Annotated in this window: 14 protein-coding genes, 2 pseudogenes and 1 riboswitch; of the genes and pseudogenes, 13 read left to right on the forward strand and 3 right to left on the reverse strand. The window is 73.1% G+C overall.

The annotated features are described in order from the left end of the window. Positions 1-320 precede the first annotated feature (320 nt). The 6 genes and pseudogenes from ABZS71_RS32100 to ABZS71_RS32125 form a co-directional block, all read left to right on the forward strand. Positions 321-494, forward strand: a pseudogene (locus ABZS71_RS32100) (DNA-binding response regulator); the annotation flags it as partial. A 403-nt stretch (positions 495-897) separates the two neighbouring features. After that, positions 898-1,506, forward strand: a complete 609-nt coding sequence (locus ABZS71_RS32105) for a class I SAM-dependent methyltransferase (protein WP_356215668.1) — start codon at positions 898-900, stop codon at positions 1,504-1,506. A 58-nt stretch (positions 1,507-1,564) separates the two neighbouring features. Continuing rightward, on the forward strand, positions 1,565-2,476 hold the full coding sequence (locus ABZS71_RS32110) for an N-acetylmuramoyl-L-alanine amidase (RefSeq protein WP_356215647.1): 912 nt from the start codon (positions 1,565-1,567) through the stop codon (positions 2,474-2,476). 197 nt (positions 2,477-2,673) lie between these two features. Then, positions 2,674-3,459, forward strand: a complete 786-nt coding sequence (locus tag ABZS71_RS32115) for a hypothetical protein (protein ID WP_355851923.1) — start codon at positions 2,674-2,676, stop codon at positions 3,457-3,459. A 147-nt stretch (positions 3,460-3,606) separates the two neighbouring features. Further along, positions 3,607-4,604 (forward strand): annotated as a pseudogene (locus ABZS71_RS32120) (LLM class F420-dependent oxidoreductase). A gap of 76 nt (positions 4,605-4,680) precedes the next feature. Next, positions 4,681-4,974, forward strand: coding sequence for a hypothetical protein (locus tag ABZS71_RS32125; RefSeq protein ID WP_356215649.1), 294 nt, complete (start codon positions 4,681-4,683; stop codon positions 4,972-4,974). 51 nt (positions 4,975-5,025) lie between these two features. On the opposite strand, the gene ABZS71_RS32130 is transcribed toward ABZS71_RS32125, so the two are convergent. Genes ABZS71_RS32130 through ABZS71_RS32140 form a run of 3 tightly spaced genes read right to left on the reverse strand, consistent with a single transcriptional unit; the run spans position 5,026 to position 8,243 of the window. Then, the gene (locus tag ABZS71_RS32130) at positions 5,026-6,126 is read right to left on the reverse strand and encodes a prenyltransferase (protein WP_356215651.1); all 1,101 of its coding nucleotides are present in this window, start codon (positions 6,124-6,126) and stop codon (positions 5,026-5,028) included. After that, positions 6,123-6,857: a methyltransferase domain-containing protein gene (locus ABZS71_RS32135; RefSeq protein ID WP_355851881.1), complete on the reverse strand. Its 735-nt coding sequence runs from the start codon at positions 6,855-6,857 to the stop codon at positions 6,123-6,125. Before ABZS71_RS32135 ends, ABZS71_RS32130 begins: the two co-directional genes overlap by 4 nt. A gap of 51 nt (positions 6,858-6,908) precedes the next feature. Next, a complete protein-coding gene (locus tag ABZS71_RS32140; RefSeq protein WP_356215653.1) occupies positions 6,909-8,243 on the reverse strand; it encodes a glycosyltransferase family 4 protein in 1,335 nt (444 codons plus the stop codon). 489 nt (positions 8,244-8,732) lie between these two features. Here ABZS71_RS32140 and ABZS71_RS32145 point away from each other — a divergent pair, with 489 nt between their 5' ends. From ABZS71_RS32145 to ABZS71_RS32175, 7 genes are all read left to right on the forward strand, one after another. After that, positions 8,733-9,347 carry a TetR family transcriptional regulator gene (locus ABZS71_RS32145; protein ID WP_356215655.1) on the forward strand — a complete coding sequence of 205 codons (615 nt, stop codon included), beginning with the start codon at positions 8,733-8,735 and terminating at the stop codon, positions 9,345-9,347. Positions 9,348-9,543: 196 nt separating this feature from the next. Beyond that, positions 9,544-10,164 carry a response regulator transcription factor gene (locus ABZS71_RS32150; protein ID WP_355851890.1) on the forward strand — a complete coding sequence of 207 codons (621 nt, stop codon included), beginning with the start codon at positions 9,544-9,546 and terminating at the stop codon, positions 10,162-10,164. A gap of 520 nt (positions 10,165-10,684) precedes the next feature. Further along, positions 10,685-10,812, forward strand: a riboswitch (cobalamin riboswitch). A 175-nt stretch (positions 10,813-10,987) separates the two neighbouring features. Then, a complete protein-coding gene (locus ABZS71_RS32155) occupies positions 10,988-12,262 on the forward strand; it encodes a prenyltransferase/squalene oxidase repeat-containing protein (RefSeq protein WP_356215657.1) in 1,275 nt (424 codons plus the stop codon). Next, positions 12,262-12,978, forward strand: coding sequence for an SCO2322 family protein (locus ABZS71_RS32160; RefSeq protein WP_356215658.1), 717 nt, complete (start codon positions 12,262-12,264; stop codon positions 12,976-12,978). The genes ABZS71_RS32155 and ABZS71_RS32160 overlap by 1 nt, the downstream gene beginning before the upstream one ends. Further along, positions 12,975-14,165 (forward strand): energy-coupling factor transporter transmembrane protein EcfT, encoded by a 1,191-nt coding sequence (locus ABZS71_RS32165; protein WP_355851899.1) that lies wholly within the window; start codon positions 12,975-12,977, stop codon positions 14,163-14,165. The genes ABZS71_RS32160 and ABZS71_RS32165 overlap by 4 nt, the downstream gene beginning before the upstream one ends. Next, a complete protein-coding gene (locus ABZS71_RS32170; protein ID WP_356215660.1) occupies positions 14,162-15,790 on the forward strand; it encodes an ATP-binding cassette domain-containing protein in 1,629 nt (542 codons plus the stop codon). Before ABZS71_RS32165 ends, ABZS71_RS32170 begins: the two co-directional genes overlap by 4 nt. Continuing rightward, complete coding sequence (locus ABZS71_RS32175) at positions 15,787-16,662, forward strand: ECF transporter S component (protein WP_356215662.1); 876 nt, start codon at positions 15,787-15,789, stop codon at positions 16,660-16,662. Before ABZS71_RS32170 ends, ABZS71_RS32175 begins: the two co-directional genes overlap by 4 nt. The last annotated feature ends 135 nt before the right edge of the window (positions 16,663-16,797 follow it).

A 16,797-nucleotide genomic window follows, 5' to 3' on the forward strand; every position in this document is an offset into this window, starting at 1 on the left:
CACGATCCGAAGACCCCGGCCCGCCCGTCCGCACCGTCGGCCGTGCCGGGGTCCTCGCTGGTCGGCCGACCCGCGCCGCGTGTAGAACGCGTTCTAGCCGATGGCACCCATGTATAGCCCAATCCCTCCTGAGAGGGAAGAGTGCTGACAAGCCGTCAGCTTTGCCTGGGCCGGGGGTGGGCGACAGACGCGGGGCAGGCATGGGCCATATGCCGTGGCCATCCCCCGACATCCGCATCTGCCCAGCTCACGAGGGTCTCCGTAAGCTCAAGCCATGTGTGCCGGCGCAAGGGAGATCGAGCGGCTGAAGCCGCCCGGTGCGCGTCGTCGACCCGGGCCTGGTCGCCGCCGCGCTGAGCGCGGGCCCCGATCCGTTGACCCAGCGCGAGCGCGATGTGCTCTCGGCGGCGGTGGACGGCGCGACGGTCGCCGACATAGCGGCCAAGGTGCGGATGGAGGCGGTCAGGGCGGGCCGCCAGAACGGCTGGCTGTGAGGAGCGGTCTTCCGCGCCGCTCGCGGTGACGGCGGGCGGCGCATGTGGCAACAGCACCGCCATCAGCGGCACCGCCACCGCGATAATCCCCGTGGCCACGGTGCGGCACGGTCACGCCGAGCGCGCCGCCGAGCTGCCGAGCTGCCGAGCTGCCGAGCTGCCGAGCTGCCGAGCTGCCGTGAGATGTTGACCTGCCCCGCCACCGGACCGGACTCGGACGGGCCGCGCCCGAGGTGGCGGCAGTTCGAGGGGCGCGCATCAGCCAGGAGCACCAGCCCCCCCACGCCCGGCCGGCGAGGCCATACGGCACGATGGCCGGGTGCCCCAGCCTGCCGCCGCCCGCACGGCCCCCGACGCCCCCGGCCCCGCGACCCTCGCCGCCTTCGAGGCCGCGAAGGGCTTTATGCCGCTCGACGAGGGGCTCGCCCTGTACGCCGCCGCCCGTGGCGTGGCCGCCGGGCTGGGGCTGCCGCTGCTGGAGGTCGGCACCTACTGCGGGCGGTCGACCATTTTGCTGGCCGACGCCGCCCGCGCCGCCGGCACGGTCGCCGTCACGGTGGACCACCACCGCGGTTCCGAGGAGCAGCAGCCGGGCTGGGAGTATCACGACCCGGACGTGGTCGATCCCGAGATCGGGCGGATGGACACGCTGCCCACCTTCCGGCGCACCCTTCACCAGGCCGGTCTGGAGGACCACGTCATCGCCGTCGTCGGGCGGTCCCCGCAGGTGGCGGCGGTCTGGGGGCGTCCGGTCGGGCTGGTGTTCATCGACGGCGGGCACACCGACGAGCATGCGAGCGGCGACTACGAGGGCTGGGCGCCGCATGTCGCGCCCGGCGGGCTGCTCGTCATCCACGACGTCTTTCCCGATCCGGCCGACGGCGGTCAGGCGCCGTACCGGATCTACCGCCGCGCCCTCGCCTCGGGCGCGTTCACCGAGGTCTCCGCCGTCCGCTCGCTGCGCGTACTGCGCCGTACGACCGGGGCGGCACCCACCGCGCCCGCCGTCTGAGCCGCGCGGGCGGTCCCGGGACCTGAGCGGCACCGGCGGCACGACTACCATCGCCACCGTGTCCAACGGCAGCTTTTTCTCCGAGCCCGGTCGCCGCGGCGGCACTCTCGCCATCGTCCTCGTCGCGCTGATACCCGCCTGCTTCGTCGGCTGGCTGCTGTGGAGTTCCGTGGGGGCGGGCGAGGGGAGGGGCGACGGCCAGGGCGCGTCCGGCGCGCCCACGATGTCGTCGACCTCGTCCCCGCCGCCACCGTCGTCGCCGTCCTCGCCCGGATCGTCGTTGGCCCCCTCCGGCGAACCCCTCAAGGGCAGGGTCGTGGTGCTCGACCCCGGCCACAACCCCCATAACCGCGACCACCCGTCCCGGATCTCCCGCCTCGTCGACATCGGCACCAAAAAGAAGGAGTGCGACACCACCGGCACCGCCACCAACTCCGGTTACACGGAGGCGTCGTTCACGCTCGATGTCGCACGCCGCGCCCGCGCCCTGCTCGAAGCGCGGGGCGCCACGGTGAGGTTCACCCAGGACGGCGACCGGCCGTACGGGCCGTGTGTGGACGAGCGCGCGCAGATGGGGAACAAGGCGCACGCCGACGCGGTCGTCTCCATCCACGCGGACGGCGCGGCCGCCGGGGAGCGCGGTTTCCATGTCATCCTGCCCAAGTCGGTGCACAGCGGCGGCGCGGACACCTCGGCGATCGCCGCCCCGTCCCGCCATCTCGGCGAGCGGCTGCTCAGCCGGTTCACCAAGGCCACCGGCAGCGAGCCCGCCGACTACATCGGCGACGGCAGCGGGTTGAACGTGCGCGGCGACCTCGGCGGGCTCAACCTCTCCACCGTGCCCAAGGTGTTCATCGAGTGCGGCAATATGCGCGACGCGAAGGACGCGGCCCAACTGACCGACGCGAAGTGGCGCGAGCGCGCGGCGAGCGGTATCGCGCAGGGCATTACGGACTTCTTGAACGAGTAGCGCTCCCGCAACCGAACGGGAGGTCACGACCGGGATACCGATGGGACACCCCCGGTCTCCGCGACGTGATTCACCCGTACGATGGGGCCCACCCCCGACGCCTTCGCGCCACGCGCCTGGCGGCAGCGCTAGTACCGACGAAACCGACAAAGGACCTCACGTTGAACATCCGCTCGCTCACTCGAGGCGACGGCGTGGTGATCGGAGCAGCGGTGCTGCTGTTCATCGCCTCCTTCCTCGACTTCTACACCGTGGATTGCGGTGGCAGCGACTTCTGCAGGGACGCCGGTGAGAACGGATGGAAGTCCGACTTCTTCCCCGTCCTGCCGTCGATCTTCCTCGCCGGCGTGATCGCCGCGGTGCTGATCGTCTCCGCGCGCTTCCAGCCCGCGGGCCGCAACATGTTCGGGCTCACGCTCGATCAGTGGGGCACCGCGCTCGCGGTGTTCGCCGCCTGGGGCTCGCTGTGGACGATCATCGGTGGCCCTGAGCATGTCGACAAGGGCGTCGGGCAGATCCTCGGCCTGATCGCCAACCTGGCGATGGCGGCCGTCGCGCTGCTCACCCAGCGCGTCCCGGCCCTGAAGGCCCCGCTGATGAGCGCCACCGGTCCGGCCGCGGCCCCGTACGGCGGCCCGCAGCCGGGTTACGGCTACCCGGGTCCGGGCGGCGCCCAGCCCGGCGCCCCGGCGCCGTACGGTACGCAGCCCCCCCAGCCCGGCCCCCAGTCCTTCGGCGGCCAGCCGGCGGCCCCGGCCCCGGCGCCGGCTCCGGCCGGCGGCGGCGAGTTCGCCCCGTTCTGGTTCGCGGTTCCGGTGGCCCGGCCGCTGTACGCCGAGGACGGTTCGTCGAACACCATCGCCGAACTGGCCCCCGGCACCTGGTACCTCGCGGTGGAGCAGCGCGGTCAGGCGCTGGTCGCCCAGACCCAGGACGGCCGCCGTGGCGTGCTGCAGGACACCACGGGGATCCAGCGCGGCTGACGCCGAAAGCTGACGCCTGACGTGCGTGAGGCCCCTCGCCCGGTTCTTCGGAACCGGGCGAGGGGCCATTGTCGTTCGCGCACCCCGCCCGTACAGTCCGGCCGGGTGCGCGAAGCACTGACCGGCGAGAGGTGGGAGGGGCTCATCATGCGGCTCGGCCTGGCGCTCGGCTACTGGGGCCGCGGCCCCGACCCCCGCCATCTCGCACTCGCCCAGGAGGCGGAACGGCTGGGCTACCACTCCGTGTGGACCGCCGAGTCCTGGGGCTCGGACGCCTTCACCCCGCTCACCTGGCTCGCCGCCCACACCAGCCGCATCAAACTCGGCACGGCGGTCGCGCAGATGGCCGCCCGCACCCCCACCGCCACCGCCACCGCGATGCAGGCGCTCACCCTGGACCATCTCTCCGGCGGCCGGATGATGCTCGGCCTCGGGCTGTCCGGACCGCGGGTGGTCGAGGGCTGGTACGGACGGCCGTTCCCGAAGAGCCCGCTCACCGCCACCCGTGAGTATGTGGAGGTCATCCGCCAAGTGCTGCGCCGCGAGGCGCCGGTGCGGCTCGACGGGCGCTACCACGCGCTTCCGTACGCCGGACCGGACGCCACCGGGATCGGCACACCCCTCAAGCCGATCGTCCACCCGCTCCGCCCCGACCTCCCCGTCCTCCTCGGCGCCGAGGGCCGTGCGCATCGCCGACGGCTGGCTGCCGCTGTACTAGTCGCCGTCGCGCAGCGAGATGTACGAGGCGGCGCTGGCCGAGGCGGGCGGACGGGTTCCTGGTGGCGCCGATGACCCAGGCGCGGGTCCGCGCCGACGTCACCGAGGGACTGAAGCCGGTCAAGGCGATGCTCGGCTTCTACATCGGCGGCATGGGCCACGCGGCCCGTAACTTCCACGCCGATCTGATGGCCCGCTTCGGCTACGAGGCCGAGGCGCGCCGCGTACAGGAGCTGTTTCTGGCGGGGCGGCGCGCCGAGGCGATCGACGCGGTGCGGGACGCCTTCGCCGACGAGATCTCGTTGGTCGGCCCACGGGAGCGGATCGCGGAGCGGCTGGAGCGGTGGCGGAAGGGCCCGGTCACCGATCTGCTGGTGCTGACGCCGGACGTGGAGAAGCTGCGGGTGCTGGCGGAGCTGGGCGGCTGAGGGGTCTGAGGGGCGGGCCCGCGTGACTTTCGGCCCTCTTGGGTTTGGGCCCGCCTACCGGGGCAACACGAGCGGCATGTCCCGAAGTTATCGCAACGGAAGCAACCAGGCGGCGACCGTCGTTGCGGTCGTCGCGGACGTCACCGCGTTCATCCTCGGCCTCTGGATTCTCTTCTCGCTCCTCGACGCGAACCGCGCCAATGACCTCGTGAACTTTGTCCACGACGCCGCACGCTGGCTCGCGAGCTGGTCGCACGACCTGTTCACCATGGATGTCGAGTGGCTGAGGACGGTTCTCAACTATGGCCTGCCGGCGCTGGTCTACCTCTTTATCGGACACGCATTGGCCGGACGCATCCGACGGGGCTGACCCCGTCACCCCACCACAGCTCCGCCCCGGGCTCCGGGGCGGAGTTCCGGCCTATCCGCAGCAGTCCGAGTCCAACCCCCACGGGAGGCGTTCGCCGCCGAAGACGGCCGTCGTCGCCTCGTCGCCGCCCAGCGCCGCCACGGCCAGCAGCAGGGATCCGGCCGTCCAGGTCGTCCGCTCCTCCGGCCACACCGCGTCGTCCCGGTAGACGTACCCCGTCCAGTACATGCCGTCCTCGGCCCGCAGCCGCGGCTGGATCCACCGCAGGATGTCCACGGCGCGGTCGGATTCGCCCATCGCCCACAGCGCGAGCGCCAGTTCGCAGCTCTCGCCGCCCGTGATCCAGGGGTTGGTGGACACGCAGCGCACCCCGAGCCCCGGCACCACGAAGCGGTCCCAGCCGGCCTCGATGCGCTCCTTGGCCGCGGCGCCGGTGAGGGCGCCCCCGAGGACCGGGTAGTACCAGTCCATCGAGTACTGGCCCTTGTCGAGAAAGCGCTCGGGGTGGTGCCGTATCGCATGGCCGAGCAGCCCGGCCGACAGCTCCCAGTCGGGCTGCGGCTCCTCGCGGTGTTCGGTGATCGCCAGCGCGCAGCGCAGCGCCTGGTGGATGGAGGACGAGCCGGTGAGCAGGGCGTCGGGGTCCGCGGTGCCGTCCTCGTCGCGCCGCCAGCCGATCTGGCCGCCGCTCTGCTGGAGGCCGAGCACGAACTCGACGGCCGCGAAGACGGTGGGCCAGAGCCGGTCGAGGAAGGCGTCGTCGCCCGTGGCCAGGTAGTGGTGCCAGACGCCGACGGCGATGTACGCGCAGAAGTTGGTCTCGCGGGCCCGGTCGGTGGGCGCGGCGGCGGCCACTCCGCTCGCCGTGTCGGGGTAGGCCGCGTACCAGGAGCCGTCGGGGTTCTGGTGGTCGGCCAGCCAGCGGTAGGCGGCCTCGGCGCGCTCGTGCTCGCCCGCCGTGTCCAGCGCCATCGCTGCCTCGATGTGGTCCCACGGATCGAGGTGGTGGCCGCGGAACCACGGGATGGCGCCGTCCTCGCGCTGTACGGCGGCGATGCCCTCGACCGTGCGCAGCGCCTCCTCGGCGGTGAGGATTCCCGGCAGGACGAGCCGTTCGGTACCGGGGCCGGGGCGGCGGTCGGACGCCGTCACGGCCGGACCTCGAGCGGCGCGTTGGGCTTGGTCGCGTACGCCACGAAGCTCTTGCCGATCAGCGGGTTCAGCGCCCGCTCGGCGACCCGGGTGGCGAGCGGCTTCTTCATGATGTCCCAGACCAGCAGCTTGTGGTACGCGCGCACCGGCAGCGCCTTGTCGTTGTCGACCCCGAAGGCGCATTTGAGCCACCAGTAGGGGCTGTGCAGGGCGTGCGCGTGGTGGGTGCCGTACGGCCGCAGCCCGGCCTCGCGCATCCGCTCCAGGAGTTCATCGCCGCGGTAGATCCGGATGTGGCCGCCCTCGACCTCGTGGTACGCGTCCGACAGCGCCCAGCAGACCTTCTCCGGACCGTAGCGCGGCACGGTGACCGCGATCCGGCCGCCGGGGCGCAGCACCCGCACCATCTCGGCGAGCACACCCTTGTCGTCCGGTATGTGCTCCATCACCTCGGAGATGATCACGACGTCGAAGCTGTCGTCGGGGAACGGCAGCGCGAGCGCGTCCCCCTCCATGGCGGTGGCCGTGGCGCCCGCGGGGGCCTCGCCGGCCTCCTTCATGGCGGCGAACCACTTGGCGACCTCGCGTATCTCTTCACCGTTGCGGTCGAGCGCGACGACCTGGGCACCGCGCCGATAGCACTCGAAGGCGTGCCGGCCGGCGCCACAGCCCAGATCAAGAACGCGATCACCGGCGGCGAGCGGGAAGCGGGAGAAATCGACGGTCAGCACGGAGTCTGCTTTCGTCAGGCGGAATCGTGGGGGTGGGTGGGGTCACGGCGTTCAGGGGTGCCGCGCGCCGATGGCCGCGCGGTAGTGCTCGACGGTGCCACGGGCGGCCTGTTCCCAGGTGAAGCGCCGCAGCACCCGGTCGCGGCCCGCCGCGCCGAGCCGTCGTCCGAGGTCCGCGTCGCCCAGCAGCCGTAGGAGGGCCGTGGCGAGCGCCCCCGCGTCGCCCGGCGGTACGGCGAGGCAGGTCTCGCCGTCGGTGCCCGCGACCTCGGGGATGGCGCCGCCGGTCGTGGCGACCAGCGGGGTGCCGGTGGCCATCGCCTCGGCGGCGGGGAGCGAGAACCCCTCGTACAGCGACGGCACACAGGCGATCTGCGCACCGCGCACCAGGTCCACCAGCTCGACGTCGCTGATGCCCTTGACGAACTCGACGGCGCCCGCCAGCCCGTAGCGGGCCATGGCGGCGGCCACCGGGCCCTTCTCCGGCCGCTTGCCGACGACCACGAGATGCGCCTCGGGGGCCTCTGTACGGACCTTCGCGAGCGCCTCGATGAGATACACCAGGCCCTTGAGCGGCACATCCGCGCTCGATGTCGTGACGATGCGCCCGGGTATCTCCGGCACGGCGGGGTCGGGCGAGAACAGCCGGGTGTCCGCGCCGATGTGCACCACATGCACCCGCCCCGGCCGCACCCCGAGGTGGTCGACGATCTCCCGGCGGGAGGAGCCGGAGACGGTGAGCACCGAGGGCAGCCGCCGGGCCACCCGCTTCTGCATCCGGGTGAAGCCGTACCAGCGGCGTACGGAGGCGCGGCGCTTCCAGCCGTCCGCGGCGTCCAGCTCCAGCTGCCGGTCGACGGTGATCGGGTGGTGGATGGTGGTGACCAGCGGGAAGCCGAGCCGCTCCAGGCCCAGCAGCCCGTAGCCGAGGGTCTGGTTGTCGTGCACCACATCGAACTGCCCGTGCCGGGCGGCCAGATGGCGGCGGGCGCGCAGGCTGAAGGTGAGCGGCTCGGGGAAGCCGCCGGTCCACATGGTGGAGACCTCCAGCGCGTCGATCCAGTCCCGGTACTCCTCGCGCCCCGGCGTACGGAACGGGTCGGGCTGGCGGTAGAGGTCCAGGCTGGGCAGCTGGGTGAGGGTCACGCCCTCCTCGGCGTCGAGCACCGGGTACGGCTGGGCGCCGATGACCTCGACGGTGTGACCGAGCCGGGCGAGTTCACGGGAGAGATGGCGTACATAGACGCCCTGGCCTCCGCAGAAGGGGTTCCCCTTGTAACTCAGCAGCGCGATGCGCAGCGATCCGTCGGCGGCGGCGGGGGGCGCCGCTCGAAGCGGGTCTCGAAGCTGCTCGGCCCCGGTCTCCTGCGCGGCCTCTGCGGTCACTCGCGCCCCCTCCTTGGTGCAGTTCAGCGGGAGCGTAACCGCTTCCGATTATCTAGAACAAGTTTCACTATCGGATCCCCCCGAGAGATCTCGAAGATACCCGCCCCGGCGGCCCTCTCCAGGGCAGGGCCGGGTGATCCCCACCACTCGGCAGCCGGGGCCGGTCCGGGACCGCGGAGCGACCGGGGTGATATCGCTACGAATTTCCTCAAGAGCGACCGGGACGTGCGGCCGCGGGGCCCCGTCCGGGCCCCGCGCGCCCCCCCCTGGATCCACGCCCGACCGCCCGCGTCCCGGGACCGTCCCGACCCCCGCCCGACCCCGGACGGCAACAACCTGCCTCAACTGCGCAGACACGGGTGCGACGGCCATCCGCCGCGCTAGCCTAGAACGAGTTTCACTGACTCGCACGGCCGGGCCGGTCCTGCCATCATGCACGATGTCGGCTTGTCAACGACCCGCAGACGCAACACACCCGAAGTGGGACACATGACCGCAGAAGTCAAGCCAGCCTCCCTGCAGCTGACGGAGCGGCAGGAGGCGCGCCGCCGGCGCATCCTGCACGCCAGCGCCCGGTTGGCCGGCCGCGGCGGCTTCGACGCGGTCCAGATGCGCGAGGTCGCCGAGAACTCCAGCGTGGCGCTCGGCACCCTCTACCGCTACTTTCCGTCCAAGGTCCATCTGCTGGTCGCGACCATGCAGGACCAGCTGCAGCATATGCACGAGACGCTGCGCAAGCGCCCGCCGACCGAGGAGGATCCGGCCGCCCGGGTCGCGCAGACCCTGATGCGCGCCTTCCGCGCGCTGCAGCGCGAGCCCCATCTGGCGGACGCGATGGTACGGGCGCTCACCTTCGCCGACCGTTCGGTCAGCCCGGAGGTGGACACCGTCTCCCGGCTCACCACCGCGATCATCCTCGACGCGATGGGGCTGGAGGGCCCGCCGACGGCCGAGCAGCTCTCCGCCGTCCGCGTCATCGAGCACACCTGGCACTCTGCGCTGATCACCTGGCTCTCGGGACGCGCCTCGATCGCCCAGGTCAAGATCGACATCGAGACGGTCTGCCGCCTCATCGACCTCACCGCTCCGACTCCGTCTCACTAAGTCGGCGCGCGGGGGCGCACGCGGCGCTCATTGTGCCCCTTTTGGCGCGGGGGCGTTTGATTGTGCGCCCGCACGCCCCCCATTGGCTTGAATTCCGTGTTCGCGGCATGGGCAATCCCGGTATTCATGAACGGCGCGTGGCAGAGCGGCAACCGCGTGCGACTGAAGCAAGACATCACAGGGGGTGGAGAAGTTCGTGATCCGGGTACTTCTGGTACACGATTCAGGCCTGCTGCGCTCGGCGCTGGCATCGCTGATACGGGCCGAACCAGACATCGAGGTGATCGCGTCCTCGTGGCGTGACGCGCGTAGCAGAGCCCGTTCCTCACAACCGCACGTGTGCGTGGTGGACACGGAGTCCGCGGGTCCCGACGGGGTGGCACACAAGGGCGACTTAGGGAAGATCGTGAGCTCCGCCTCGAGCGAGGACGGCGCGTGCGGACTGCTCGTGCTGGCCCACGCCGGGCGCCCCGGCCCGCTGCGCCGCGCCCATGAGGCCCAGGCACTGGGCTACATCGACAAGAACGCCCCGCCACAGCATCTCCTGGACGGCATACGACATGTGGCGAAGAGAAAACGGTTCGTCGATGACTCGCTGGGCTACGGCTTTCTCCAGGCCGCCGAAATCCCGCTGACCGACCGTGAGTTGGGCGTACTGTCACTGGCCGCCGACGGCGCCTCGATCGCGGAGATCGCCGGGACCCTGCATCTGTCCAACGGGACGATACGCAACTACCTGGCCGCCATCACGCGTAAGACCGGGGCCCGCAACCGTGTGGACGCCATACGGATCTCACGGGGCGCGGGGTGGGTCTGACCGGCCGACCGCGCGTCCCACGCCGCGAGGAGTGGGCCCGACGTCCGTCCGTAAGGCGACCACGGCCAAGGCGCGCGACGGAGCGAGCCAGGGTGAGGCGCGCGGTGAGGCACAGGCGCGGGCCGGCGTGATGAGCCGGCCCCGCGCGCCGGCCGGGTAGCCGGACAGACGGCGGGCCCGGTCGCCCGCCACCCGGCCGGCCGTGAGACAGGCGCGGGCCGGGCCCGCGGTCGGCCGGCGCCCGCCCGCGCACCGGGTGCCCGGAGCAACGGCGAAGCCCAGGGGCACCGCCGGTTCGCGGTGTGGCACGAAGACTTCCACGCCACGACCGAAGCGGAACAGTCGCATGTGTCACGAAGAGGCCGTGCAATGCGCATGAATGATCCGCAACGGACCCGGCACGAACGCTGAAGGACATGCGGATCGTTCGGGGCGGGCGGGGCGGTCCTAAGGAACCGGAGCGCCGGCCTGAGGCGGCCGGGGGGGGTAGGCCGACGGCAGACGGCCGCCGGATAAGGTGTCCGTAAAACTTCATTCGCGCCCGTTCGGGGGAAGTCGGTGGGAATCCGGCGCTGACCCGCAACCGTGAGTACGAGCCCCCTCCGGGGCGTACGAGCCGGAACACCTGGGCGGGCGCGACGCAGGCTCCCGCCGTCCGGGGTACCGGGGGCGGCACCGTCGAGGTATGCGGAGCTGAGCCGGGTGTCTTCGTGTCGTCGCGGGGCGGATCGTTCCGCGCGTGGGTGGTCAGCCGTGCGCGGCCGCGTCCGTACGTCGATCCGCCTGTCCCACCGCAACGACATGACCGAGAGGCACCACAGCCATGAACGTACGCCGCACCGTGGCGGCTCTGTCCGTCTCCGCCGCCCTGTGCGGCGCAGCCGTCGCGCCTGCCGCCTTCGCCGACGACTCGGCGCGTCCGAAGGGGCTGTACGGCGCCAAGGATCCGAAGTTCGACGGCGTGTGGCGGCAGTCGCTCGCGCTGCTCGCCCAGGACGCGGTGGGCGTCACCCCGGCGAAGTCGGCCGTCGACTGGCTGGCCGGGCAGCAGTGCGCGGACGGCGGCTTCGCTGCGTACCGCGCGGACCCCGCGAAGGCGTGCGGACCGAAGACGGGCGAGTTCACCGACGCGACCTCGGCGGCCGTCCAGGCGCTGGCGGCGGTGGGCGGGCGGTCCGATGCGGTGGAGAAGGGCATCGGCTGGCTGAAGCGGAACCAGAACGACAACGGCGGCTGGGGCATGAACCCCGGCGGGCCGAGCGACGCCAACTCCACCTCGGTCGCGGTCGGCGCCTTCGCCGCGGCGGCCCAGGACCCGGCGAAGACCGCCTCCGCGAAGGGCCGCAAGAGCCCGTACGACGCGCTGCTCGGGCTGCAACTGGGGTGCGCGGCGAAGACGGGACAGCGCGGGGCGTTCGCGTACCAACCGGACAAGAGCGGAGACAAGGACAAGCTCGCCGCGAACAACATGGCCACCGTGAGCGCCGCGCTGGCCACTCAGGGCAAGGGCTTCGTCTTCGAGACCGTCGGCAAGGACAACCACAAGAACCCCAAGCCGCTGGACTGCAAGGACGCCGGCAGGGCCCGTACGCCGCAGGACGCCACCGAGGCCGCCCTCGCACATCTCTCCCTCGCCCTGTCCGCACACGATATGCGCCTGATGTCCTCGATGGCCGGCGCCACGGACCAGCCCGACTTCGGCGCCACCGCCGACGCGGTCGTGGCACTCGCCGCCGGGGAGCACAGCGCGGCCGCGGGCAAGCCGCTCCACTGGCTGCAGAGCAAGGACAGCGGCGCGGCGGCGTGGTCGAAGGGCGAGCCGGGGGCGCTCGCCAAGCTGATCCTCGCGGCGCACGCGGCCGGTGGCGATCCGCGTGACTTCGGGGGCGTCGACCTCGTACGGCAGCTCAACGCCACCGGGCCGAAGCCGGAAGCGGCGGCGGGTTCGGGGGCGGAGTCGGCCACCAAGGACAAAAAGGACGACGACGGCGACGGCGACGGCGGGATGAACAGCGTCTGGTGGATCGTGGGCGCCGGCGCGGCCGCGGGCATGGGCATCGGCTTCCTGCTCAGCGGCCGGAAGAAGCAGCGGCTCTGATGGGCGGCTCCCCTGCCACGCGGCGGCCGCCTGCCGTCCTCCTCCCGCGGCTGCCTGCCGTCGTCCTGCTGCCGGTTGCCCTCCTGCTGCTCACGCTCGGCGCGGCCCCGGCGCATGCCGCCGAGGGGTACCGCTACTGGTCGTTCTGGCAGCGGGGCGGGGACGGCGGCGGCTGGACGTACGCGACGCAGGGGCCCTCGTCGGCGCGGCCGGGCGACGGCGACATGATCGGCTTCCGCTTCGCGGTCAGTGAGGACTCCCAGGACGCCGTACGACCGCGCGGTACGGCCTCCTTCGAGGCGATCTGCGCGGACACGCCCGCCAAGGGCGGCACCAAGCGGATCGCGGTCGTCCTGGACTTCGGCACGGCGGCGGACGCGCCGGGCGGCCGGACCCCGCCGAAGGCGCGTACGGAGTGCGCGCGGGTCGGCGAGGACGCGACGGCCGGGGACGCGCTGGCCGCCGTCGCCAAGCCGCTGCGCTACGACTCCGCCGCCCTGCTGTGCGCCATCGCCGGATACCCGAGCTCGGGCTGCGGCGAGCAGATCAGCAAGAGCGGCGACAAGAGCGACGGCAAGAGCAGTAACAAGAGCGAGGACGACAAGAGCGGCGGCGGCACCGACGGCGGCCCGTCGGCCGGGCTGATCGGCGGGCTGGCCCTCGTCGTCGGGCTCGGCGCCGCGGCGGTGTGGCAGACGCGCCGCCGCCGGACATGAGCGCGACGGCACCGCGGACCGCCGACGGCACGCCTCGCACCCGGCTCCGCGCCCCCGCCACGGCACACACCCCCGTCCGCGGCAACGCACTCCACGCCGGCGCCTGGTGGCTGTGGGCGCTCGGGCTGGCCACGGCCGCGTCCCGGACCACCAATCCGCTGCTGCTCGGGCTGCTCATCGCCGTCGCGGGCTATGTCGTCGCCGTGCGCCGCACGGACGCGCCGTGGGCCCGCTCGTACACCGCCTTCCTGAAGCTCGGCCTGGTGGTGCTGGCGATCCGGCTGTTCTTCGCGGTCTTCTTCGGCTCGCCGATCCCCAGTACCCGCGTGCTGTTCACGCTCCCCGAAGTCCCGCTCCCCGACTGGGCGCAGGGGGTGCGGATCGGCGGCCGGGTCGCGGCCGAGGGGCTGGTCTTCGCGCTGTACGACGGGCTGAAGCTGGCGACCCTGCTGATCTGCGTCGGCGCGGCGAACGCGCTCGCCAGCCCGGCCCGGCTGCTCAAGTCCCTGCCCGGCGCGCTGTACGAGGCGGGCGTCGCGGTCGTCGTCGCGATGACCTTCGCGCCCCACCTCGTCGCGGACGTCCAGCGGCTGCGCGCGGCCCGCCGGCTGCGCGGCCGCCCCGACCGCGGGCCGAAGGCGCTGCTCCAGGTCGGGCTGCCGGTGCTGGAGGGCGCGCTGGAACGGTCCGTGGCCCTGGCGGCGGCGATGGACGCGCGTGGCTACGGCCGTACGGCGCGGGTCCCGCCCGCCGTACGCCGCACCACCACCGCGCTGACTCTGAGCGGGCTGCTCGGCGTCTGCTGCGGTACGTACGGACTGCTGGCGGCGCAGGGCGCGGGCTACGGGCTGCCGCTGCTGCTCGCCGGGCTCGCCGCCGCGCTCGGCGGGCTGTGGCTGGGCGGCCGCCGCTCGGTACGCAGCCGCTACCGGCCGGACCGGTGGGGCGTCAGGGCGTGGCTGGTGTCGGGGTCGGGGGCGGCGGTCGCGGCGCTGATGATCTGGGCCGGCTCGTCCGTACCGCAGGCCCTGCAGCCGCCCGTCGTCCCGCTCACGGCGCCGACGCTGCCGCTGTGGCCGGCGGCGGGGGTGCTGATCGGGCTGCTCCCCGCGCTCGTGGCCCCGGCCCCGTCCGCTGCCCCGCCATCCTCACCACACCCAGGAGCTCCGAAGGAGGCCGCGCAGTGATCCGTTTCGAGCAGGTGTCCGTCACCTACGACGGCGCGGCGCGGCCCGCCCTGGGGGAGGTGGATCTGACCGTCCCCGAGGGGGAACTGTGTCTGCTCGTCGGCCCGTCCGGAGTCGGCAAGTCGACACTTCTGGGCGCCGTCTCCGGCCTGGTGCCGCACTTCACGGGCGGCACCCTGCGGGGCCGGGTCACGGTCGCCGGCCGGGACACCCGTACCCATAAGCCGCGTGAGCTGGCCGACGTCGTCGGCACCGTGGGACAGGACCCGCTCGCGCACTTCGTCACGGACACCGTCGAGGACGAACTCGCCTACGGCATGGAGTCGCTCGGCATCGCCCCGGACACCATGCGCCGCCGGGTCGAGGAGACGCTGGACCTCCTCGGCCTCGCCGAGCTGCGCGACCGCCCCCTCGCGGCGCTCTCCGGCGGGCAGCGGCAGCGCGTCGCGATCGGATCGGTGCTCACCACCCACCCCCGGGTCCTGGTCCTCGACGAACCGACCTCCGCGCTCGACCCGGCGGCGGCCGAGGAGGTGCTGGCCGTACTCCAGCGGCTGGTGCACGACCTCGGCACGACCGTGCTGATGGCCGAACACCGCCTGGAGCGGGTGGTGCAGTACGCGGACCAGGTGATCCTGCTGCCCTCCCCCGGCGCGGCCCCGCTGGTCGGCGAGCCGGCCGAGATCATGCCGGTCTCGCCCGTCCAGCCGCCCGTGGTGGCGCTGGGCGGGCTCGCCGGATGGTCGCCGGTCCCCCTGTCCGTACGGGACGCGCGCCGCAAGGCGGGGCCGCTGCGGGAGCGGCTGGCGCCGCTCGCCCCGCGCCCGGTGGCCGATCCGGCGCCGGGCGAGCCGGTCGTCGAGGTGGCGCGGCTGTCCGTACGCCATGGGCGGATCGAGGCCCTGCGCGGCGTGGACCTGTCGGTACGGCCGGGCGAGACGGTGGCGCTGATGGGACGCAACGGGGCCGGCAAGTCGACGCTCCTGGCGAGCCTGGTCGGGATGCGTGAGCCGGCCGCCGGATCGGTGCGCGTGGGAGGACCCCCGGGGCGCGGCGTCGTACCCCATCGCACCCGGCCCGCCGAACTCCTGCGCCATGTGGGCCTCGTACCGCAGGAGCCGCGCGATCTGCTCTACGCGGACACGGTCGCCGCCGAGTGCGCGGCGGCCGACCAGGACGCGGGCGCGGCCCCGGGAACCTGCCGTGAGCTGGTCAGCCGGCTGCTCCCGGACGTGGCGGACGCCACCCATCCGCGCGATCTGTCGGAGGGGCAGCGGCTCGCCCTGGCCCTGGCCGTGATCCTCACCGCACGCCCGCCCCTGCTGCTGCTCGACGAGCCGACGCGCGGTCTCGACTACGCGGCGAAGGCGCGACTGGTCGAGGTGGTGCGCGGGCTGGCGGCGGAGGGTCACGCGACCGTCCTGGCCACGCACGATGTGGAGCTGGCGGCCGAACTCGCCCATCGTGTCGTCATCCTGGCCGACGGCGAGGTGGTCGCGGACGGACCGACGGCGGAGGTCGTGGTGTCCTCCCCCGCCTTCGCCCCGCAGGTCGCGAAGGTCCTGGCGCCGCTGCCGTGGCTGACGGTCCCGCAGGTGCGCGAGGCACTGGAGGCGGCGCCATGAGCGGTGCGGCCGGGGCCCGCGAGGGCCGCGCGGCCGAGCCCCGGAAGCCCCGGAAGCCCCGGAAGCCCCGGATACGCGCCGTCCGGCTCGGCCCGCGCTCGATCACGGCCCTGGCTCTCGTCTCCGCGATCGGCGTGGTGGCCTTCGGCTGGCCGCTGTTCGCACCGGGGGACTCCGGTATCACCACCCACGCCGCCGACGCGCCATGGCTGTTCGCCGCGCTGCTGCCGCTGCTGCTGGCCGTGGTGGTGGCGACGATCGCGGACACCGGTCTGGACGCGAAGGCCATCGCGATGATCGGCGTGCTGGCGGCTGCGGGCGCGGCGCTGCGGCCGCTGGGCGCCGGGACGGCCGGGATCGAGCCGATGTTCTTCCTGATGGTGCTGTCGGGGCGGGTGCTCGGCCCCGGCTTCGGATTCGTGCTCGGCGCCGTGTCGATGTTCGCGTCCGCGCTGCTCACGGGCGGGGTGGGGCCCTGGATGCCGTTCCAGATGCTCGCGATGGGGTGGGTCGCGATGGGCGCGGGTCTGCTGCCCGCCCCCGGCCGGCTGCGTGGCCGGGGCGAGTTGCTGCTGCTCGCCGGGTACGGGGCGGTGGCGTCGGTCTGTTACGGGACGGCCATGAACCTCCAGGGCTGGACGCTGATGCAGGGCATGGCCTCGGGGATCAGCTATGTGCCGGGCGATCCGCTCGGCGAGAACCTCGCCCGCTTTGTCGCGTACTGCCTGGCCACCTCGCTCGGCTGGGATCTGCCGCGCGCCGTGGTGACGGTGGTGCTGACGCTCACCCTCGGCGGCCCGATCCTGGGGGCGCTGCGCCGCGCCACGCGCCGGGCGGCCTTTGACGCGCCGGTGGTCTTCGACGGGCGGTGACGGGCCGACGGCGGTGACGGTACGGCGGACGGGCCCGGTGCGCGTGACGAACCAGGCCTGTTGGTCCTTGCGGGGTGCCTCGAAAAACACGCGGTCGGGACTGCCCGCGGCGATGACGGCGTCCACGATGTCCTC

The sequence above is a fragment of the Streptomyces sp. NPDC005393 genome (genome assembly GCF_040606675.1).
Classification (GTDB): Bacteria; Actinomycetota; Actinomycetes; order Streptomycetales; family Streptomycetaceae; genus Streptomyces.

What these genes read in the sequence shown, in the direction of transcription:
- ABZS71_RS32105 (WP_356215668.1), top strand. Translation starts at nt 898, where the DNA reads ATGCCGCTCGACGAGGGGCTCGCCCTGTACGCCGCCGCCCGTGGCGTG.
- ABZS71_RS32125 (WP_356215649.1), top strand. Translation starts at nt 4,681, where the DNA reads ATGTCCCGAAGTTATCGCAACGGAAGCAACCAGGCGGCGACCGTCGTT.
- ABZS71_RS32145 (WP_356215655.1), top strand. Translation starts at nt 8,733, where the DNA reads ATGACCGCAGAAGTCAAGCCAGCCTCCCTGCAGCTGACGGAGCGGCAG.
- ABZS71_RS32155 (WP_356215657.1), top strand. Translation starts at nt 10,988, where the DNA reads ATGAACGTACGCCGCACCGTGGCGGCTCTGTCCGTCTCCGCCGCCCTG.
- ABZS71_RS32160 (WP_356215658.1), top strand. Translation starts at nt 12,262, where the DNA reads ATGGGCGGCTCCCCTGCCACGCGGCGGCCGCCTGCCGTCCTCCTCCCG.
- ABZS71_RS32165 (WP_355851899.1), top strand. Translation starts at nt 12,975, where the DNA reads ATGAGCGCGACGGCACCGCGGACCGCCGACGGCACGCCTCGCACCCGG.
- ABZS71_RS32175 (WP_356215662.1), top strand. Translation starts at nt 15,787, where the DNA reads ATGAGCGGTGCGGCCGGGGCCCGCGAGGGCCGCGCGGCCGAGCCCCGG.